This is a genomic window from Pseudomonas sp. NY5710, assembly GCF_013305665.1.
Classification (GTDB): domain Bacteria; phylum Pseudomonadota; class Gammaproteobacteria; order Pseudomonadales; family Pseudomonadaceae; genus Aquipseudomonas; species Aquipseudomonas juntendi.
Genome location: NZ_CP045554.1, coordinates 2,203,997 through 2,223,594, shown reverse-complemented (window position 1 = coordinate 2,223,594; position 19,598 = coordinate 2,203,997). Strand labels below are relative to the sequence as shown.

The following is a 19,598-nucleotide window of genomic DNA, read 5'->3' as shown; positions in this document are numbered from 1 at the left end:
CCTTTTTCCGAGGGGCTAGGCAGGAAAAAACTAGGGTCTGCAAAGGCGCAGGCCCTGTGGGAGCGGGCGAGCCCGCGAACCAGGCGACGCAGTGGCTGGCACCGGCTTTGCCGGTGTTCGCGGGCATGCCCGCTCCCACAGCGAGTGCGCAAGCTTTCAACGTTTCAACAAGGCAGTTGCGTTCACAAGATCCGGGGCCTTCGCCGTTTTATCGGCAAGCCCCAGCTAAATACTATTTTCGCCATTTGCGCAGCGTCCCTAGTCTGGCCCCAGGCAACGGCGGTCCCCAAACCGACCTGACAAAAACCGCCTGAACAAGGGCTCGGACATGACACTGAACAACTTCGAAATCGACACCCTCGTGGTCGGCGCCGGCCAGGCTGGCGTGGCCATGAGCGAACACCTGAGCAAGCTGGGCGTGCCTCACCTGGTGCTGGAGCGCAACCGTATTGCCGAGGCCTGGCGCAGCGGCCGCTGGGATTCGCTGGTGGCCAATGGGCCGGCCTGGCACGACCGCTTCCCGGGGCTGGAATTCAACCTCGATGCCGACGCCTTCGCCGGCAAAGACCAGGTAGCCGACTACTTCGAGCAGTACGTACGCAAGTTCAACCTGCCGGTGCGCACCGGCATCGAAGTGAAGAAAGTACAGCGCAACAGCGACCGCCCTGGCTTCACCATCGAAACCAATGAAGGCGTGATCCGCGCCAACCGCGTGGTGGCGGCGACCGGCCCGTTCCAGAAGCCGGTGATACCGGCGATTGCGCCAAAAGACGCTAACCTGCACCAGATCCACTCGGCCGCCTACTTCAACCCCGAACAACTGCCCGAAGGCGCCGTGCTGGTGGTGGGTGCAGGCTCGTCCGGCGTGCAGATCGCCGAAGAGCTGATGCGTGCCGGCCGCCAGGTGTACCTGTCGGTCGGCGCTCATGATCGCCCGCCACGGGCTTACCGCAACCGCGACTTCTGCTGGTGGCTGGGCGTGTTGGGTGAATGGGACGCAGAAATTGCCAAGCCTGGCCGCGAGCACGTGACCATTGCCGTGAGCGGCGCCCGTGGGGGCCATACGGTCGACTTCCGTGCCCTCGCCCACCAGGGCATGACCCTGGTTGGCCTGACCCGGTCGTTCGAAAACGGCGTGGCGCACTTCCAGGACAACCTGGTCGAGAACATCACGCGGGGCGATGAGAACTACCTGGCCTTGCTGGACGCCGCCGATGCCTATGTGGAGCGCAACGGCCTCGACCTGCCGCAAGAGCCTGAAGCGCGCCGGCGCCTGGCCGACCCGGCCTGCATGCTTGACCCACTGCAGCAGCTGGACCTGGCCAAGGCCGGTGTCCGCAGCATCATCTGGGCCACCGGCTACGGCGTGGACTTCAGCTGGCTGCAGGTGGACACCTTCGACGCCAATGGCAAGCCCCAGCATCAGCGCGGTGTCGCTCGCGAACCAGGTGTGTATTTCCTTGGCCTGCCGTGGCTGTCGCGCCGTGGCTCGTCGTTCATCTGGGGCGTATGGCACGACGCCAAACACGTCGCCGGCCACATTGCCACGCAACGCACCTACAGCGCCTACCGCGACCGCAACCAGCGCGCGGCCGACCGGCAGCAACCCGCCTCATTCAGCAACGTCAGCACCCTCGGAGCCCACTGATGCCTACCCATACCCGCATCCGCATGTTCAACACCAAGGTCACCTACCCCAACCAGACCCTGGACAACGACCTGTGCCAGGCGGTGCGGGCCGGTAACACCATTTATGTGCGCGGCCAGGTCGGCACCGATTTCGAAGGCAGGCTGGTGGGCCTGGGTGACCCGCGGGCGCAGGCCGAACAGGCGATGAAGAACGTCAAGCAACTGCTCGAAGAAGCCGGCTCGGACCTGTCGCATATCGTCAAGACCACCACCTACATCACCGACCCACGTTTCCGCGAGCCGGTGTACAAGGAAGTGGGCAAATGGCTCAAGGGCGTGTTCCCGATTTCCACCGGCCTGGTAGTGGCCGGCCTAGCCCAGGCCGAATGGCTGATGGAGATCGACGTGATCGCCGTGGTGCCGGACCAGGCATGACCGGCAGTTGCCAGGCGCTTGCCCTGTAGGAGCGGCCTTGCGTCGCGATGGGGCGCGAAGCGGCCCCGTTTTTTTGCGGCGAAGCTGAAGTTGCGGCGAAGCTGAAAATTTAGGGCCGCTTCGCGCCCCATCGCGACGCAAGGCCGCTCCTACAGGGGACCGTGCAAGGCTTAGAAGCCGACCGTGGCAGACAGCAGATAGGTGCGTGGGGTCGACAGGGTCAAGCCCGGCTCGCTGTCATCCGAGGCCCCTGCCGAGCTCCAGTAGCGGTCATCCAGCACGTTCTCGACACTGGCACGCAACGTGACCTCGGTCTCATCCACCTTGAACGCGTAGCGCGCCCCCAGGTCATAGCGCTCCCAGCCATCGATCTTCTTGCTGTTGTTCTGGTCCAGGTATTGCGAGCTGGAGTGGATACCGCGTGCTGTCAAGGTCAAGCCGTTGACCCCCGGCACGTCCCACTCGCCTCCCAGATTCACGTTGTACTCCGGCGTGGCCGGGGCGCGGTTGCCGTCGTAGGCGCCATCGACCGTGTCGGTCAGCTCGCTGTCGATGTACATCACCCCACCCAGTACCCGCACACCCTGCACAGGCTCACCGAACACACTCAGCTCGATGCCGCGGTTGTCACGCTTGCCATTGGGACCGAACACCCGCGAAGCCGGGTTGGTTTCGTAGGCCGGCTGGCGAATGCGGAACGCGCTGGCGGTGAAGGCCACCTGGCCAAAGTCATACTTGGCCCCAACCTCGACCTGGCGGCTGGTGAATGGCGGAAATATCTGGTCTTCGTTGACCGAGGTCGACGGGGCGATCTTGCCTTGGCTCAGGCCTTCCATGTAATTGGCGTACAGCGACAACTGCTCGGTGACCTTGAGCAGCACCCCGCCAGAGGGCGAGACCTTTTCTTCGTCATAGGCGGTGTCGCCTTTGACGCCATCACTCCAGTCATCCACTTGCACCCGCTGCCAGCGCGCGCCCAGGGTCAGCAGAAGGCGGTCGTCGAAAAAGCCCAGGGTGTCGGCCAGGGCCACGCCGGAGAAGCGGTTTTCCGTGTAGACCTTCGAATCGAAGCGGGTGGGTGTGCCCGGCGTGGGTGTGGCCACCGGGTGGTAGAGGTTGCTGGGTGCGGCGGCATAACGGGCGCCGCCGTTGGTGAAGTCCATGTAGTAATAGCTGGCGGCCAGGTTCAGTTCGTGGCTGACCGGCCCGGTCTGCAACCACTTGCGCAGGCCAGCCATGGCGGTACGCACAGATTCATCGCGGGTAAAGTCGCGGGGCTGCACACTGAAATCGCCGGCGTCATTGATGATCGACACGTTGTGGCGCAGGAAGTCATGGTTGCTCTTGCGCGCGCCGACCGCACCGTAGGCCAGCAGCGAATCACTGATATCGTATTCGGCATTCAGTGCGCCAAAGGTGTCATTGGTGCGCGCCTTGCTCCAGGCCTGGGCATAGTTGTGGCGCACGTCATCGGCGTCCGGCACCTTGGCGTTGGCGCCGATCAGCACACGCTCCTGCGGCGCATCGGTATCGCGCTCGGTGTGGCCCAGGTCGGCCGACAGGCGCAGGCGCTCGCCGCGAAAATCCAGGCCCAGCACCGCCATCTGGCGATCGACAGACTGGTGGTCCCATGCAGTATCGCCGGCTTGCTTGACGCCGTTGAAGCGCACACCGAACTGGTCACCTTCGCCGAAGCGCCGGCCGATATCCACGGCCCCCCCTACCTGGCTGTCGGAGGCATAGCTGCCGGTGAACGTGGTAATCGGCTTGTCGCCAGCGCGCTTGGGTTGCACGTTGATGCCACCGCCTACGCTGCCCCGGGGCGATATGCCGTTGAGCAACTGGCTGGGGCCTTTGATGATATCGACCCGCTCGGCCATTTCCATGTCGATCGAATAGGTCGGCAAGATCCCGTACAGGCCGTTGTAGGCGACATCGCTGTTGAACAGGCTGAAGCCGCGAATGGTGAATTGTTCGAAGCGCCCGCCGGCGGGGTTGGTGGCGCGTACCGAGGGGTCGCTGGCAATCAGCTCGCCCAGGGTGCGGGCCTGCTGGTTCTTGACCACCTCGCTGGTGTAACTGGTGATGCTGAAGGGGGTTTCCATGAAGTCCCGCGAGCCGAGCAGGCCTTGTGCGCCCTGGCGTGCCACCTGGCCGCCCGCGTAGGGCTGCGATTGGCCAGGGGCGACCAGCCCGCCGACGATACGGGTAGGGGCGATTTCCAGGGCGCTACCGGCCTGGGGGGCCGGCACCAGGGTGAAGGCCCCTTCACCCACCGGGAGCCATTGCAGGCCGCTGCCACGCAGCAATTGGGCAAACCCTTCGTCAACACTGTAGGCGCCAGACAGGCCAGCGCTCTGCCGGCCTTGCACCAGTGCCGGGTCCAGCGAAAGGCTGACGCCCGCCTGGTCGGCGAAGCGGGTCAACGCGGCCCCCAGGCTGGCGGGCGCTACTTGGTATGTGCGGCGCACGGGCTCATCGGCCCAGGCCGGTGAACACAGCAACAGGCTCATGGCGAACAACGGATGCGCGGCGCGCGCCAGTGGGCGCAGGCGGCAAGACTTTACTGCTGGCATTGAACAAGGCTCCCCTTTATTTTCTCCTACCGGTAATGACCGGCGAGTGAAAAAAAGGGGACAGCCTCATGCACGATTTTCTCGCGCAGACAAACTGATCCAGTAACGGGTGCGTGACTGCACCTGCAACGGCAGGCTTGCAGCCAGCAAGGCCAGCACCCGGTCGGTGTCGTCAAGGCGGAAGGTGCCGGTGACGCGCAGCCGCTCCAGCGCGGGCGCCCAGCGCAGCACCCCGGGGCGGTAGCGACGCAGCTCGTGCAACAGTTGGCCCAGCGGCCGGTCGTCCAGCCGCAGCACCCCTTCGCGCCAGCCCAGCCGCCAAGGGTCCAGCCCGCTGACCGGGCCGATGCCAGCGACCTGCAAGCTGGCCTGCTGCCCTGCCAGCAACGTGCGTGACGGGCCGCGGGCCGGCTGAAGCTGGGCCATGCCGTTGAGCACCGACACCCGGCAGGCGTCGCCCAACAGGCGCAAGCACACCTCGGCATCGCCCAGCAGCACCCGGCCCTCGGGCACGTGCATGGTCAGTTGCAGATGCGCGGGCACCTTTACGGCAACCTCCCCGCGCAGCAAGGTCAGGCGCCGTGCACCCAGGTCGAGATCGACCGCGCTGTCGGTATTCAACTGCAGGAACGTCCCGTCGCTCAACAGCACTTGGCGCTGCTCCCCCACGGCGGTTCGCAGGTCGGCAGCCCAGCCTTCCAGGGGCAGCTCACGGCTTGCCAGCCACGCCGCCGGCAGCACCGCCGCCACGCCCAGGGCGCGCTTGAGCAGCGCTCGCCGCCCGGCATCCGGGCGGTCCAGCGTGGCCATTGCCAACGCCCCTGGCAGCCCGGAGAAGCGCGCGCGCAACAAGGTTGCCTTGTGCCATGCCTGCTCATGCAGGCTGCTGCTGGCGCGCCATTGCGCGAGCCTCTGCAGGTCCTTGTCGCTGGCGCCGCCGGAGTCCAGCAACGCCAGCCAACGGGCAGCGGCACGCACGGCATCGCGGGTTTCGGCGCTAGGTTGGGTCATTGCAGGTCGGCCAACAGGCAATGCTCGTAAGCCTGCGCCATGTAACGTTTGACCGAGCGCTCGCACACACCCAGCCGCTTGCCGATTTCGGCATAGCCCAGTCCTTCCAGCTGGCTCCAGAGAAACGCCTTGCGCACCGGCGGCTTCAGGCCGTCGAGCAGTTCATCCAGTGCTTGCAGGGTTTCCAGCACGATCCAGCGCGGCTCGGGCGACGGTACATGCTGTTCAGGCAACTGCGCCAAGGCATCCAGGTAGGCCTGCTCCAGGCTGCGGCGCTGGTGGAAGTTGCTGAGCAGGCGCTTGCCCACGGTAAGCAGGTAGGCGCGTGGCTCGCGGATGTCTGCCAGCGGCTGGGCACTGGCCAGCACCCGCAGGAAGGTATCCTGGCTGAGGTCGGCGGCATCCCAGGCATTGCCCATGCGCCGGCGCAGCCAGCTTTCCAGCCAGCTGCGATGCTCCCGGTACAGGGCAGGCAGGCTAGGCTCTTGTGGCGGCGCGGCGTCGATCATGGGAAGGCCCTGAGGCGGCGTAAATAGGATTAATTCTAATTTACATCGCGCCGCAGTTCCAAGTGCTTTGTTGCCGCTCAGGCGATGGCAGCGTCCACCAGCACCTGCGCTTCCTGCACCAGGCGCTGCAGGTGCGCCTCGTCGATGAAGCTTTCGGCGTAGATCTTGTAGATGTCTTCGGTGCCTGAAGGGCGTGCGGCGAACCAACCGTTGGCAGTCATCACCTTCAGCCCGCCAATCGCCTGGCCATTACCCGGGGCGTGGCTGAGGATCTGCACGATCGGCTCACCCGCCAGCTCGGTGGACTTCACCTGCTCCGGTGCCAGCTTGCTCAGCAGCGCCTTCTGCCGCGCATCGGCCTTGGCCTCGACGCGGGTGGCATAGGGTTTGCCCAGTGCCTCGGTCAGGTCAGCATAGGCCTGGCTCGGGTTGCGCCCGGTACGGGCGGTCATCTCGGCGGCCAGCAGGGCGGGGATCAGGCCGTCCTTGTCGGTGGCCCACACGGAGCCATCGCGGCGCAGGAACGATGCCCCTGCACTTTCTTCGCCACCAAAACCGAGCGTGCCGTCGAACAGGCCTTGGGCGAAGAACTTGAAACCCACCGGCACTTCATACAGCTCGCGGCCCAGGCGCTGGGTAACCCGATCGATCAGGCCGCTGGACACCACGGTCTTGCCCACGGCGGCATCGCTGCGCCATTGCGGGCGATGGCGGTACAGGTAATCGATGGCCACGGCCAGGTAGTTGTTCGGCTGCAGCAGGCCATCGGCCGTGACGATGCCATGGCGATCGTGGTCCGGGTCGCAGGCGAACGCCACGTCGAAGCGGTCGCGCAGGCCGATCAGGCCCTGCATCGCATACGGCGAGGACGGGTCCATGCGGATCTGGCCATCCCAGTCGACGGTCATGAAGCGGAAGGTCGGGTCGACCTCGGTATTCACCACTTCCAGGTCGAGTTGGTAATGCTCGGCGATCGCCGACCAGTAACGCACCCCTGCCCCACCCAGGGGGTCTACGCCCAGGCGCAGCTTGGCAGCACGGATGACGTCGAAGTCGATGACGTTTTCCAGGTCGGCCACATAGTGGCTGACGTAGTCATGGCGCTGGGTGGTGGCCGCCTGCAGGGCCTGGGCATGGTCCATGCGCTTGACGCCGGCCAGGTTGGCCGCCAGCAATTCGTTGGCCTTGGCTTCGATCCACTTGGTCACGTCGCTGTCGGCGGGGCCGCCGTTGGGCGGGTTGTACTTGAAGCCACCGCTTTGCGGCGGGTTGTGCGACGGGGTGATGACGATGCCGTCGGCCAGGCCTTGGGTACGGCCCCGGTTATGGCAGAGGATGGCGTGCGACACGGCCGGGGTTGGCGTGTATTCGTCATCCTTGGACAGCATGACCTGCACGCCGTTGGCGGCCAGCACTTCCAGGGCGCTGGCGGCGGCGGGTGCCGACAGGGCGTGAGTGTCGGCGCCGATGAACAGCGGGCCATCGATGCCCTTTTCCTGGCGGTACAGGCAGATCGCCTGGGTGATGGCCAGGACGTGGTACTCGTTGAAACTCAATTCAAGCGAAGTGCCGCGGTGCCCCGAGGTGCCGAAGGCCACCCGCTGGGCCGCCACGGCGGCGTCTGGGCGGCCGGTGTAGTAGGCGGTGAGCAGCCGGGGAATATCGACCAGCACGCTGGCCGGTGCCGGCTTGCCTGCCAAAGGACTGAGCTTCATGCAAAAACCTCGAGATCAACGGATGTTGGTGTTGGAACGTGCAGTGTACTGAGAGTTGCAAGGCTGTGCGATGGGCGCCAGCAAACAACACCGGCTTTGCGCTAGACCACCCTGCAAGCGCCGGTCTGGCAGGCCGGGGGACCTTCCACCGGGTTGGCCACGACAGGCTAGAGTGATAGCCATATCGACCGAAAAAGAGGCCCCATGGCTTTCCACCGCCTGACCCGTACACACCCCCGCCTGAGCATCGCCGCCGTGGTCGGCCTGCTCGGCGGCTGGCTGATACCCGCTGACGACAGCGTGCAGCACATCCTCGCTGGCTGGAACCTGGGGGTCTGGTTGTATCTGCTGCTGGTGCTGTACCTGAGCTGCAGCGCCAACCCGGCGAAAGTCCGCCAGGTGGCCCGCGTCGAAGACGAAAATGCCGGCCTGGTGCTGCTGACGGTGTGCATTGCCGCCATCGCCAGCCTGGCCGCAGTGACGCTGCAACTGGTGTCCAGCCGGGGCCTGCAAGGCAGCGCGCAGGCCCTGCACTATCTGTACACCGGCCTGACGGTTGCGGGGTCCTGGTTGATGATCGGCTGTGTCTTCAGCCTGCACTATGCGCGGTTGTTCTACACCGGGCGGCAGCATGAGCCACCCCTGCGTTTCGCCGATGGCGAACGCAACCCGGACTACTGGGACTTCCACTACTTCTCGTTCACCATCAGCGTAGCCGTGCAGACCTCCGACGTAGGGGTGGCCGGGCGTGGATTACGCCGGGTAGTGCTGGCGCATTCATTGGTGGGATTCGTGTTCAACACGGCAATCCTGGGATTCACCATCAACATTGCGGCCGGCTTGCTGGGTTGAGCTCGCCGTTCGTCTGAAAGCCAGGGGCCAGGGCCGACAGCGCAACCTGCAGTTAGCCTGCGCCAGGGCGCACATCCAGCAGGCGAAAACGTTTGCACCGAGGCCTTCGGCACTGCGCCGGCGGGGCCGCAGATGTGACCGTTGTCATGCAACAGTACATTTGTCATGTTCGCCGCTGAGAATCGCGCATTGCAGGTGCTATGTTTACTTACCCGGCGGCCGCATCGATGTGGCCACCGGCCCACTACGTCCAGGCACGGACCAGGAGGCTGGCATGAACAAGATGACGTTCCCCAACGCCTGCCAGGTGATGCGCTGGCATTTCCACCCGCTGGGCTTCGAGGCCAGCATGGATGCGCCACGCAGCATGGTCGCGCGGTTGTTCGACCGGGCCACCGGAGAAACCGTGCTGGCGATTGCCGGCATCCCCTGTGCGGCAATCATGGCCGCCGCCGATGTCGAACGCATCATCGAGGCCGTCGAGGCCGAGATGGATGCCTTCGCCCCCGCCTTTACCTTGCGCGACGCCGGTTAACCGGCAGACTTGGCCCCCGGGCCCATCGCTTGCAGCTTGCTCAGAAATTGCTCGGCCGGTACGGGTTGCCCCAACAGGTAGCCCTGTAGCGAGTCACAGCCCAAGCGGGTCAGAAACGCCTGCTGCCGATCGGTTTCTACCCCTTCGGCGACGATGCGCAGCCCCAGTGCCTGGCCTAGCGCGACAATGGCTGAAACGATCGCTGCATCATCGCTGTCCTGTTCCAGTTCACGCACAAAGCCCCGGTCGATCTTCAATTCGTTGGCGGGCAGGCGCTTGAGGTACATCAGGCTGGAATAACCGGTACCGAAATCATCAATGGACAGGTCCACGCCCATGTCGGACAAGCGCTGCAGCACTGTGAGGCTGGCATCGGCGTCATGCATGGCGGTGGTTTCGGTAATTTCCAGGGTCAGGCAGTTGGCTGGCAAGCCATTGTGTTGCAAGGCCCGGGCCACGCTGTCGACCAGCCCGCTATGGCAGAACTGGATAGCCGACAGGTTGACCGCCATGCGCCAGTGATGATGGCCTTGGTCCAGCCAGAGACGCATCTGGCGGCAGGCTTCATTGAGCACCCATTCGCCAATCGGGATGATCAGACCGGTTTTTTCTGCCAGCGCGATGAAGCGGTCTGGCATCAGCAAACCCTGCTGCGGGTGCTCCCAGCGCAACAAGGCTTCGGCACCGATGGGCTGGCAAGCCTGGGCGTCGAACTTGGGCTGGTAGTGCAAGCGGAACTGGCGCTGCGCCACGGCCTGGCGCAAGTCCTGCAGCAGCTGCAACTGCTGGCGGGCGTTGCTGTTCATCGACACGTCGAAGAACCTGTAGCCATTCTTGCCGGCGCTCTTGGCGTGGTACATGGCCGCGTCGGCATTGCGCAGCAGCTCGTGCTGATCCTGGCCATTGCCTGGGTAAAGGACAATCCCCAGGCTCGCCGACAACTGCAGGTCGTGCTCGGCCACCCGGAATGGCCGTGACACCAGGTTGACCTGCTTGACCGCCACGTCCATGGCATCGTCGGGTTCCTGCAACTGCACCAGCAGCACGAACTCATCGCCACCGATCCGTGCCAGGGTGTCCTGGCTGTGCAGGTGGCCGCGCAGGCGGGCGGCCACGGCCTTGAGCAGCAGGTCGCCAATGTGGTGGCCAAACGCATCGTTGACCGGTTTGAAACCGTCCAGGTCGATGAACATCAGGGCAAAACAGCCGCCCTGCTCCGCCACCCTGGCAATCGCCTGCTCGATGCGGTCGGCCAGCAAGGTGCGGTTGGGCAGGTCTGTCAGGGTGTCGTGCAGGGCCAGCTGGGTCAGTTCCTGGTTGGCCAAGGTCAGCGAACGGGCCAGCTCTGCGGTGCGCACCTCCAGGCGCGCGTCCAGCACCGAGGTCAACAAGGCTACCGCCAACACGGACAAGGTGGTGATAAGCACCAGGTAGGCCAGGCCATCGCCTTGCAGGCCACCGCCCGCCAGCGCCCCACAGAAGCTGCCATCCGGGAAGTTCGCCGCTGCCATGCCGGTGTAGTGCATACCCACGATGGCCAAGCCCATGAGCACTGCTGCCAGGCCGCGAATCTGCCGCACATAGGGTGTGTGCGCACGCAGGCGGAAGGCGATCCACAATGCCGCCGCCGAGGCACCGACAGCAATCAGCAGCGAGGCGCCGAACAGTGTCGGGTCATAATCGATGCCTGGCAGCATGCGCATCGCCGCCATGCCGGTGTAGTGCATGCAGGCAATGCCTGCACCCATGATCAGCGCGCCAAACGCCAATTGCAGACCTGGCAGGCTTGGCTGGCTGACCAGCCACAAGGCAAAGCCCGATGAAAGCACGGCGATCAACAGCGAGAACGCGGTCAGGCCCAGGTCATACCCCAGGTCGATGGGCAGGCTGAAGGCGAGCATGCCCACGAAGTGCATGGACCAGACGCCCATCCCCATGGCCAGTGCGCCACCGAACATCCACAAGTGGGCAGCCCGGCCCTTGGCCGTGGCGATGCGGCCGGCCAGGTCAAGGGCGGTATAGGACGCCAGGATCGCCACGCACAGCGAAATCAACACCAGCGAAGAGGAGTAGCTACCGGTCAGCATGGGGGTTTCCAGCACTGGGACGGAAGTCCCGGAAAAAGCTGACGATTGTACTCAAGCTTTGGCGAAACGCACGGGGTTTTTGCGAATGGGAATGGATCCAAAAAAGCCTGTGGCGGGTTTGCTAACGGGGCCGGTGCCGCGGCGGATCGCACCGGCTTTGCGGGTGTGTGCGGCTAACCTTGCAAGGCCCGCGGGCGGTGGCTGCGTTCCTCGGCTTGCGGCGCCGTGGCCGCCTGCAGATGGAAGTCGAAGGCCAGCTCGGCAAAGCGTCCACCCTGCACGCCACGGTCATGGGCTACCGCGGCATCCTCGACAAAGCGCAGCTCGCCAATCAATCCGTCGCGGGTGGCATAGGCGAAGTCATCCCACAGGTACCGGTCGCCAGCAAAATTGATCTGGGTGGTCAGGTGCCGGTGCCCAGGTGCCGAAATGAAGAAGTGCACGTGCGCCGGGCGCTGGCCGTGACGACCGAGCTGGTCCAGGCACTCCTGGGTAGGCCCCTGTGGGTCGCAGCCGTAGCCCGACGGCACGATCGAGCGCGCCCGGTAGCGGCCCTCGGCATCGGTGACGATGCGGCGGCGCAAGTTGTACGCGGACTGGCTCGAATCGAAGTACGAGTAGGTGCCTTGGGTGTTGGCGTGCCACAGGTCGACGGTCGCGCCCGCCAACGGCTGGCCGTCGGCAGCAAAGACCTGGCCGTGCAGGAACATCACCACCCCAGGGTCGGTGCCGTCATCCATGCGCGCCTCCCCTTCTGCCAGCGGGGCACCGGCAACGTACAGCGGCCCTTCGATGGTGCGCGGGGTGCCCCCGCCCAGGCCGGCCTCGGCATCCTTGGCATCCTGCAGCAAGTCGAGGAAGTGCTCGATGCCCAGGCCGGCGGCCAACAGCCCTGCCTCGTTACGGCCGCCCAAGCGGTTGAGGTAGTCGATGGCGTGCCAGAACTCATCCTCGCTGACCTCCAGGTCTTCGATCAGGCGTGCAGTGTCCTGCAGCACACGGCGGATGATCTTCTTGAAACGCGGGTTGCCTTCGGCATGGTCCAGCCCGGCGACCTTGTCGAAGAACGCCTGGATGTCAGCAGTGTGGGAAATGTTCACGGTCATCGTACTCACCTCGTATTGTTCTTGTTCAGCAGCAATCAGCGGTCGTCGCTGTGGATCGACGAGGGGTGCCGGCACAGGCCGTCGACCTCGATGTCCATGTACGGGAACAGCGGCAACTGCATCAGGGTGTCGTGCAGGGCCTCGACGCTAGGCACATCGAACACGCTGTAGTTGGCGTAGTGCCCGGCAATGCGCCACAAATGGCGCCAGGTGCCTTCGCGCTGCAGCCGCTGGGCCAGTGCCTTTTCATCGGCCTTGAGCTGGGCAGCGGTGGCCGGGTTCATGTCGACCGGCAGTTTCACCGTCATCTTCACGTGGAACAGCATGCGGGTTTCTCCTTTCTTGCGTCATCTTCAAAAGCTGGCAGGGGTTTGCCCGGGTGGGCTCCCCGCCGCGGTATGGGCGTGTTCCAGCAGCCTGCAGCTCAGCGCCTGGCGAAGCGCGCCAGGCGCGTTTCGTCCAGGGTCAGCCCCAGCCCGGGGGTGCGCGCAATGTGCAAGTGGAAATCGCGATACTGCGGCGGCTCGTTGACGATTTCCTCGGTCAGCAGCAATGGCCCGAACAATTCGGTACCCCAGGTCAGCTGGCGCAGGGTGAGGAAGGCATGGGCCGAGGCCAGTGTGCCTATCGAGCCTTCCAGCATGGTGCCGCCGTACAGGGCGATGCCGGCAGCCTCGGCGATCTGCGCGGTACGCAGGACGGCCCGCGGCCCACCGTTCTTGGCGGTTTTCAAGGCGAAGATGCTGGCGGCGCCGTCGGCGGCCAGGCTGAAGGCGTCTTCGACGCTTTCGATCGACTCATCGGCCATGATCGGTGCCGGGCTGCGCTGGTTCAGGCGCACCTGGCCACTGCGGTTGATGCGCGAAATAGGCTGTTCGATCAGGTCGATGCCGTTGTCGCCCAGTACCTGGCACGCCCGCAGCGCCTGGGACTCGTCCCAGTACTGGTTGACGTCGACCCGCACGCTGGCGCTGTCGCCCAGTTCGCGCTTGATCGCCACCACATGCCTGAGGTCCTGGTCCACCGGGTTGGCGCCGATCTTCAGCTTGAACATCCGATGGCGGCGTATTTCCAGCATGTGCTGGGCTTCGGCGATATCACGCGCGGTGTCGCCGCTGGCCAGGGTCCAGGCCACCTCCAGGCTGTCGCGTACACGGCCACCCAGCAGTTCGCTGACCGGCAGGCCCAGGCGCTTGCCCTGGGCGTCGAGCAACGCGCTTTCGAGCCCGGACTTGGCAAAAGTGTTGCCTTTGGCCAATTTGTCCAGCTTGAGCATGGCCGCGTTGATGTTGTCTGCCGGCAGGCCGAGCAGCGCCGGGGCCAGGTACGCGTCGATGTTGGCCTTGATGCCCTCCGGGCTTTCGTAGCCATAGGCCAGGCCGCCAATGGTGGTGGCCTCGCCAAGGCCTTCCACGCCATCGCTGCAGCGCACGCGCAATACCACCAGGGTCTGCTGCTGCAGGGTGTGCATCGCCAGCTTGTGCGGGCGAATGGTGGGCAGGTCGACGATGACTGCCTCGATACGTTCAATCAGCGCGCTTGTCATTGTTGCCAGGTCTCGTCAAGTCGGGCGGTCGAAGGCCACCCCGAATGGTGCATGTGCTTGCTTGTGCGAAGATTGCGCGAGACCCTGCGCAGCGTCCAATATCATATGAATCTCTCACCATACCCTGGAGGTCTGATGGAGCTACGCCACCTGCGCTACTTCAAGGTTCTGGCAGAAACCTTGAACTTCACCCGCGCCGCTGAGCTGTTGCACATTGCCCAGCCACCGCTGAGCCGGCAGATCAGCCAGCTCGAAGACGAGCTCGGCACCCTGTTGGTCGCGCGCGAACGCCCGCTGCGGCTGACCGATGCAGGCCGTTTTTTCTATGAGCAAACCTGCACCGTGCTGCAGCAGTTGCAGAGCATCAACGACAACACCCGGCGTATCGGCCAGGGCCAGCGCCAGTGGCTGGGCATCGGTTTTGCCCCCTCCACCCTGTACACCGTGCTGCCCGACTTGATCCGCGAGCTGCGCCAGGACAGCGACCTGGAGCTGGGCCTGAGCGAAATGACCACGCTGCAGCAGGTGCAAGCCCTGAAAAGCGGGCGTATCGACATTGCCTTTGGCCGCATCCGCATCGACGATCCGGCCATTGAGCAGCAGGTACTGTGCGAGGACCCGCTGGTAGCGGTGCTACCCAAGGGCCACCCGCTGTCTGCCAGCCCATTGAGCCTGGCGCAACTGGCGGCGGAGGCGTTCATCCTCTACCCGGCCAACCCCCGGCCCAGTTATGCCGACCATGTGCTGGCGCTGTTTGCCCAGCACGGCATGAGCATCCGGGTCAGCCAGTGGGCCAATGAATTGCAGACAGCGATCGGCCTGGTGGCAGTAGGTGTCGGTATCACCCTGGTACCGGCATCGGTGCAGCAGCAGCACCGCACCGACATTGAATACGTGGGCCTGCTGGACAGCAGCGCGGTCAGCCCGATCATTCTCAGCCGCCGCCAGGGGGATATCAGCCCGATGGTGCAGCGTTGCCTGGCCTTGCTGGCACGGCAGGCTGGCTGAGCCCCACTGCGTGCAGCCCGCCCCCGTATACCCATCGGTATATGGATGTTCCCGTTGATCTGTTTCATGCTCGGCCACGCGAATCGCGAAACGCCCGGGCAACAAACACTTCAACAAAGATCTTCGGGAGTCGAACATGGCGGGACGTCTAAACGGCAAGGTAGCGCTGATCACGGGTGGCGCGGGTGGCTGCGGGCTGGCCGCCTCGCAACTGTTCGCGGCAGAGGGGGCGCGGGTCGGCATTGTCGACCTGCCCGGCAGCGACGGCGCAGCGGTTGCGCGACAACTGCGCGAAGCCGGCCACCAAGCGGTTTTCGCCGCAGCCGATGTGTCGGACGCGCAGCAAGTCAAGGCCGCTGTCGCCACCGTGGAGGCAGCCTTCGGCCACATCACCGTACTGCTGAACCACGCCGGCATCCTTTCGGCTGTCCCCTTCCTCGACACCAGCGAAGAAGAATGGGACCGGATCATGGCCGTGAACGTGAAAAGCATGTTCCTGGTCACCCGTGCGGTGCTGCCGGGCATGCTCGCAGCCGGCGGCGGCAGCATCGTGTGTACCTCCTCCATATCGGCCGTGGTGGGCACGCCAATGGAGGTCCTGTATTGCACCAGCAAGGGCGCCACCCATATGTTCGCCCGGGCCATTGCCGTGGAGTTCCGTGACCGCGGTATCCGCGCCAATGCCATTTGCCCGGGTTTCATTGCCACAGCCCACGGCCTGCGGGAAATCGACATGCTGCGCAAGCACGGTGTGGACGTCAGCGAACAGGCCATCGCGGCCGCCCAAGGGCGCCTGTGCCAACCCGCCGAGGTGGCCAGCGCCGCCTTGTTCCTGGCCAGTGACGACGCCAGTTTCGTCAACGGCGCGCACCTGTTCGCGGATAACGGCTACACCGCGGTCTGACCTCAAGCACGCCAAGCAGGAGAATGACGTGAGCACTTCCTCCAATAACATGCACATCAACGAATTCGGCCTGGACCACGCGCACTGGCGCAACTGGGCCGGTAACCAGTCCTGCATTCGCGCGGCACGCGGGGCGCCGGCCAGCGAAGACGAACTGTGCACGCTGGTCAACCAGGCCAGCCGCAACGGCATGAACGTTCGGGTGGCCGGGTCCGGGCATTCGTTCACCCCGGTAGCGCTGACCAATGGCCTGCACCTGACGCTGGCCAACATGAGCGGCATACGCCATGTCGACCACGCCAGAAAGCGCGTCACCGCCGCAGCCGGCACCACCATCAATGCCTTCGGCAAGGCCCTGCGGGCAGCTGGCCTGTCGATGGTCAACCAGGGCGACATCGACAGCCAGTCGATTGCCGGGGCACTCACCACCGGTACTCACGGCACAGGCCTTACCCTGGGCAACCTGGCCTCGTCGATAGTGGGCATGAAGCTGGTGCAGCCCAACGGCGACATTCTCGTCGTCGATGAAAGCACCCCTGACCTGCTGCAGGCGGGCCGCGTTTCCCTGGGTGTACTGGGCATCGTCAGCGAACTGACCTTGCAGGTGACCGACAGCTTCAACCTGCACGAGCGCATTTGGCGCGAAGACTTCGAGAGCGTGATGGACAGGCACGACGAACTGGCACGCAAGCATCGCCATTTCAGTTTCTTCTGGTGCCCCACCGAGCAGAGCCGGCACTGCTATTGCCTGCCCGACACCGCGGCCACCAGTAGCAGCGGGCGCACCACCGACGTGTGCGAAGTCAAGGTCATGGACATTACGGATCGCCCCGCCTGGGAAAGCGCATTCGAGAAGGTCGCGTACAGCTCGGATGTGTACCCGATCGAGTACCTGCCCAATTTCCATGAACTGGAGTACGCCGTGCCGCTGCGCCACAGCAAGGAAGCCCTGCGGGCAGTGCGCAAGCTGATGCTGGAAGACTTCCCGCAAGCCATCTACCCCATCGAGTACCGGTTCACGGCAGGTGACGGCGCCTGGATGAGCCCGTTCTTCGAACAGGACAGCGTGACCATTTCGGTTTCCGGCGAGCCGGGCACCGATTACTGGGACTACTTGCGCGCGGTGGACCAGATCCTGCGATCGTATGGCGCCCGGCCGCATTGGGGCAAGTTGCATTTCCTGACGGGCGAGGATGTTAGCGCCATCTACCCGCGTGCCGAAGACTTCCGCAAGCTGCGCCGGCAGTTGGACCCGCAGGGCACCTACCTGAGCGAACACCTCAGCCCGCTGTTCAAATAAGCACCCCGCTCCTGGCGCACCTGGCAACGTGCCGGGGCGGGCTTGCACCGCGTACGGGCCGCGCAGCGGCCCACTGCCGGCAACGCGGTGCTATGCCTTGGCCAGATAATCGATGAACAGGCGAAACAGTTCGGCGTTGGTGGAAATGTCCAGCCGCTGGTAGATGTTGTGCTTGTGCACCTTCACCGTCCCCTCCGAGATATTCAACTGCCGGGCAATCGAGGCGTTGCTGTGCCCCTGCAGCAACAGCTTGGCGATCAAACGCTGGGTCTCGGTCAACTGCCCCTGCAGGATTTCCACGAAGGCATCCTCCAGCACGGCGCCTTCCGGCGATGCCCGCAGGCACTCGGCAAAGCGCAGCCGACAGTGCTGGCCGAACAGCGCGGCCAGCAATGGCGCCAGGTCCGCCAGCAGCGCCATTTCCGCCGCGCTGAAGTCCCCACTGCGCTGATGGCGCATCAGCGAATAGACCATGGCCACCTGGGGCTGCAACGGCATGATGAACCCCACCTCTTCCACTGCCGTGCCGTAGCCGGAGGCCACGCAAGGGTGGATATCACGGGAGATGGCGAAACCTGAAGAGAAGAAGCAGTCAGGCGCCAGTTCACTCATGCGCCACAGCCCGGCTGGGTGCTCGTTGACGCAGGCCACATAAAACGGGTCCAGCAAGTAACCGCCGCGCACATAGGCGTTCAGGGTGCGCTCGCTGACGCTGTGGTTGTAGCCGTTATGCACCAGCACGGCCGGCTGGTTGAACTGGAACAGGTACGCGCAGCTCATGTCGAACGCCAGCTTGTCGCCTATCACCTTGTCCAGCGCCGGCCCGAAGTGTTCGCTGCCGATCGCTTCGATCAGCGCAGCCAGCCCGTTCGCTTCGTCTTTTGTCATTGTTCACCACGCTCTCATGCACCAAAGCCTCATGACCTTACCGCCTTGGCCAGCCAAAAGCACAAAATCCGGGGCGCCCTGGACGCTCCGGATCAAATGCACGACGCTTTACGCTCAGGACGGCTCGGGCGCCACCGCGAAGGCGCCTGCGGCGTCGTCCTGGCGCCCCATTTCCTGCGCCTTGGGCACGGCCAGCCAACTGGCCAGCAACATGGCGATCAGGCCGCCACTGAGCTTGCCAATCATCAGTGGCAGGATCAGCGAGGGCTGAAAGTTTGCCGAGAAGGCCATGTGGTCGCCGAAGGTGAAGGCCGCGCACACCGAAAAGGCAATCACCAACACCTTGTCCTTGGGCGGCATCTCGCTGACCAGGCGGAACATGGCGAGGATATTGGCCGAAGCCGCCAGCACACCCGCAGCCCCGACCCCAGACATGCCGAAGCGCGATGCCACGCGCTCGATCGGCCGCGCCAGAAAGCGCTTGAGCAAATGCACCATGGGGAATGCCCCGCACAGCATCAGGCCGACGTAGCCGGCAATCTCCAGGGCGCGGAACTGGTCATCGGCATCGGCGATGATCGGCGCGAAGCCCCAACTGCCGAATACATGGCTGAACAGCCCGGTGAAGTACTGCACGATCGACGCCACCAGTACCAGCACCACGGCGATGTACATGAACTGCCCGAGCTTGAGGAACAGGTACACCATCAGTGCCGGGCAGTAACGCAGCGCCGCCGCCAGGGCAATGCAGAACAGGATCAAGGGCATCAGGTTGCGCAGCAGCATCGCCCAGGAAAAATGCAAGGCCTGGGTGGCGGCACCGGTGGTTGCGATATCCGGGCGCACCCCCAGGTCCAGTCCCTGCATGGCCATGGCGATGATCATGATGCTCAAGGGAATGGCCAGCAGCCCAGCCATGATGCCCAGTGCCATGTACTTGTGATCGACCTTGCGCAGCATGGCCAACCCGACCGGGATGACGAAAATGATCGTCGAACCACTCTGGAACCCGGTGATCAGGCCGAGGATCCAGCCTTCCGGGCTTTGCGCCAAAGCCTTGGCCAACTGGTAGCCGCCCATGTCCGAGGCGATGAAGATAGGCCCCGCGGTGCCAGGGTCGGCGCCCATCAACTGGAACAGCGGCGCGATCACCTGGCTGATGCCGGCTGAAATGTACGGGATCGCGGCCATGATGCCAGCGACCGGGATGAAGATCGGGCCGATGCTGTGCAGCCCGGCGATGAACTCCTGGCCCAGCTCGCCTTCGGGGTTATAGATGGATGCCAATGCACCCAGTACCGCACACACCATGATCACGTAGATGACATAGGTACCGATGCTTTCCATTTGCCGCCTCATTTTTAGAGTTGTGGGGTTGGCAGGTCTGAAAGGTCACAGGGGCATCGTTGTTTTTATGCTGAGCAAGGCGTGCCCCGTCGAGCATTCAAGCTAAGCGGCGGGGGGTGGGCTGTCCATATACCGGGAGGTATATGCCCC

Annotated in this window: 17 protein-coding genes; 7 read left to right on the top strand and 10 right to left on the bottom strand. The window is 64.4% G+C overall.

Annotated elements, in window-relative coordinates:
* Positions 1-328 precede the first annotated feature (328 nt).
* Positions 329-1,648 carry a flavin-containing monooxygenase gene (locus tag GEV39_RS10060; RefSeq protein WP_173888653.1) on the top strand — a complete coding sequence of 440 codons (1,320 nt, stop codon included), beginning with the start codon at positions 329-331 and terminating at the stop codon, positions 1,646-1,648.
* Positions 1,648-2,064, top strand: coding sequence for a RidA family protein (locus GEV39_RS10055; RefSeq protein WP_027593581.1), 417 nt, complete (start codon positions 1,648-1,650; stop codon positions 2,062-2,064). Before GEV39_RS10060 ends, GEV39_RS10055 begins: the two co-directional genes overlap by 1 nt.
* Positions 2,065-2,234: 170 nt before the next feature.
* Here GEV39_RS10055 and GEV39_RS10050 read toward each other — a convergent pair whose 3' ends face one another.
* From GEV39_RS10050 to pgm, 4 genes are all read right to left on the bottom strand, one after another.
* Positions 2,235-4,640, bottom strand: a complete 2,406-nt coding sequence (locus GEV39_RS10050; protein ID WP_173888651.1) for a TonB-dependent receptor — start codon at positions 4,638-4,640, stop codon at positions 2,235-2,237.
* Between the two features lie 66 nt (positions 4,641-4,706).
* Positions 4,707-5,651, bottom strand: a complete 945-nt coding sequence (locus tag GEV39_RS10045) for a FecR domain-containing protein (RefSeq protein ID WP_173888649.1) — start codon at positions 5,649-5,651, stop codon at positions 4,707-4,709.
* Positions 5,648-6,160: a sigma-70 family RNA polymerase sigma factor gene (locus tag GEV39_RS10040; protein ID WP_173888647.1), complete on the bottom strand. Its 513-nt coding sequence runs from the start codon at positions 6,158-6,160 to the stop codon at positions 5,648-5,650. Before GEV39_RS10040 ends, GEV39_RS10045 begins: the two co-directional genes overlap by 4 nt.
* Positions 6,161-6,237: 77 nt before the next feature.
* Positions 6,238-7,875 (bottom strand): phosphoglucomutase (alpha-D-glucose-1,6-bisphosphate-dependent), encoded by a 1,638-nt coding sequence (gene pgm / locus GEV39_RS10035; protein WP_173888645.1) that lies wholly within the window; start codon positions 7,873-7,875, stop codon positions 6,238-6,240.
* A gap of 204 nt (positions 7,876-8,079) precedes the next feature.
* Between pgm and GEV39_RS10030 the strand changes: the two genes are divergently transcribed.
* Positions 8,080-8,727: a DUF1345 domain-containing protein gene (locus GEV39_RS10030; RefSeq protein ID WP_173888643.1), complete on the top strand. Its 648-nt coding sequence runs from the start codon at positions 8,080-8,082 to the stop codon at positions 8,725-8,727.
* Positions 8,728-9,001: 274 nt separating this feature from the next.
* Positions 9,002-9,262, top strand: coding sequence for a DUF1652 domain-containing protein (locus GEV39_RS10025; RefSeq protein ID WP_009686520.1), 261 nt, complete (start codon positions 9,002-9,004; stop codon positions 9,260-9,262).
* On the opposite strand, the gene GEV39_RS10020 is transcribed toward GEV39_RS10025, so the two are convergent.
* The 4 genes from GEV39_RS10020 to GEV39_RS10005 all read right to left on the bottom strand — a co-directional run bounded on the left by GEV39_RS10020 (position 9,259) and on the right by GEV39_RS10005 (position 14,001).
* Complete coding sequence (locus GEV39_RS10020) at positions 9,259-11,349, bottom strand: putative bifunctional diguanylate cyclase/phosphodiesterase (protein ID WP_173888641.1); 2,091 nt, start codon at positions 11,347-11,349, stop codon at positions 9,259-9,261. The genes GEV39_RS10025 and GEV39_RS10020 overlap by 4 nt on opposite strands.
* A gap of 173 nt (positions 11,350-11,522) precedes the next feature.
* A complete protein-coding gene (catA, locus tag GEV39_RS10015) occupies positions 11,523-12,455 on the bottom strand; it encodes a catechol 1,2-dioxygenase (RefSeq protein ID WP_173888639.1) in 933 nt (310 codons plus the stop codon).
* 35 nt (positions 12,456-12,490) lie between these two features.
* A complete protein-coding gene (gene catC, locus GEV39_RS10010; protein ID WP_173888637.1) occupies positions 12,491-12,781 on the bottom strand; it encodes a muconolactone Delta-isomerase in 291 nt (96 codons plus the stop codon).
* Between the two features lie 98 nt (positions 12,782-12,879).
* Positions 12,880-14,001 carry a muconate cycloisomerase family protein gene (locus GEV39_RS10005; RefSeq protein ID WP_173888636.1) on the bottom strand — a complete coding sequence of 374 codons (1,122 nt, stop codon included), beginning with the start codon at positions 13,999-14,001 and terminating at the stop codon, positions 12,880-12,882.
* 135 nt (positions 14,002-14,136) lie between these two features.
* Between GEV39_RS10005 and GEV39_RS10000 the strand changes: the two genes are divergently transcribed.
* The 3 genes from GEV39_RS10000 to GEV39_RS09990 all read left to right on the top strand — a co-directional run bounded on the left by GEV39_RS10000 (position 14,137) and on the right by GEV39_RS09990 (position 17,213).
* Positions 14,137-15,009: a LysR family transcriptional regulator gene (locus GEV39_RS10000; protein ID WP_009686514.1), complete on the top strand. Its 873-nt coding sequence runs from the start codon at positions 14,137-14,139 to the stop codon at positions 15,007-15,009.
* A gap of 136 nt (positions 15,010-15,145) precedes the next feature.
* Positions 15,146-15,913: an SDR family NAD(P)-dependent oxidoreductase gene (locus GEV39_RS09995; RefSeq protein ID WP_173888634.1), complete on the top strand. Its 768-nt coding sequence runs from the start codon at positions 15,146-15,148 to the stop codon at positions 15,911-15,913.
* Positions 15,914-15,941: 28 nt separating this feature from the next.
* Positions 15,942-17,213: a D-arabinono-1,4-lactone oxidase gene (locus tag GEV39_RS09990; protein ID WP_009686511.1), complete on the top strand. Its 1,272-nt coding sequence runs from the start codon at positions 15,942-15,944 to the stop codon at positions 17,211-17,213.
* A gap of 90 nt (positions 17,214-17,303) precedes the next feature.
* Here GEV39_RS09990 and GEV39_RS09985 read toward each other — a convergent pair whose 3' ends face one another.
* Entirely contained in the window at positions 17,304-18,101 is a 798-nt protein-coding gene (locus tag GEV39_RS09985; RefSeq protein WP_009686510.1) for a helix-turn-helix domain-containing protein, read from the bottom strand.
* 114 nt (positions 18,102-18,215) lie between these two features.
* Positions 18,216-19,448, bottom strand: coding sequence for an ethanolamine utilization protein EutH (gene eutH / locus GEV39_RS09980; RefSeq protein WP_029887056.1), 1,233 nt, complete (start codon positions 19,446-19,448; stop codon positions 18,216-18,218).
* Positions 19,449-19,598 lie beyond the last annotated feature (150 nt).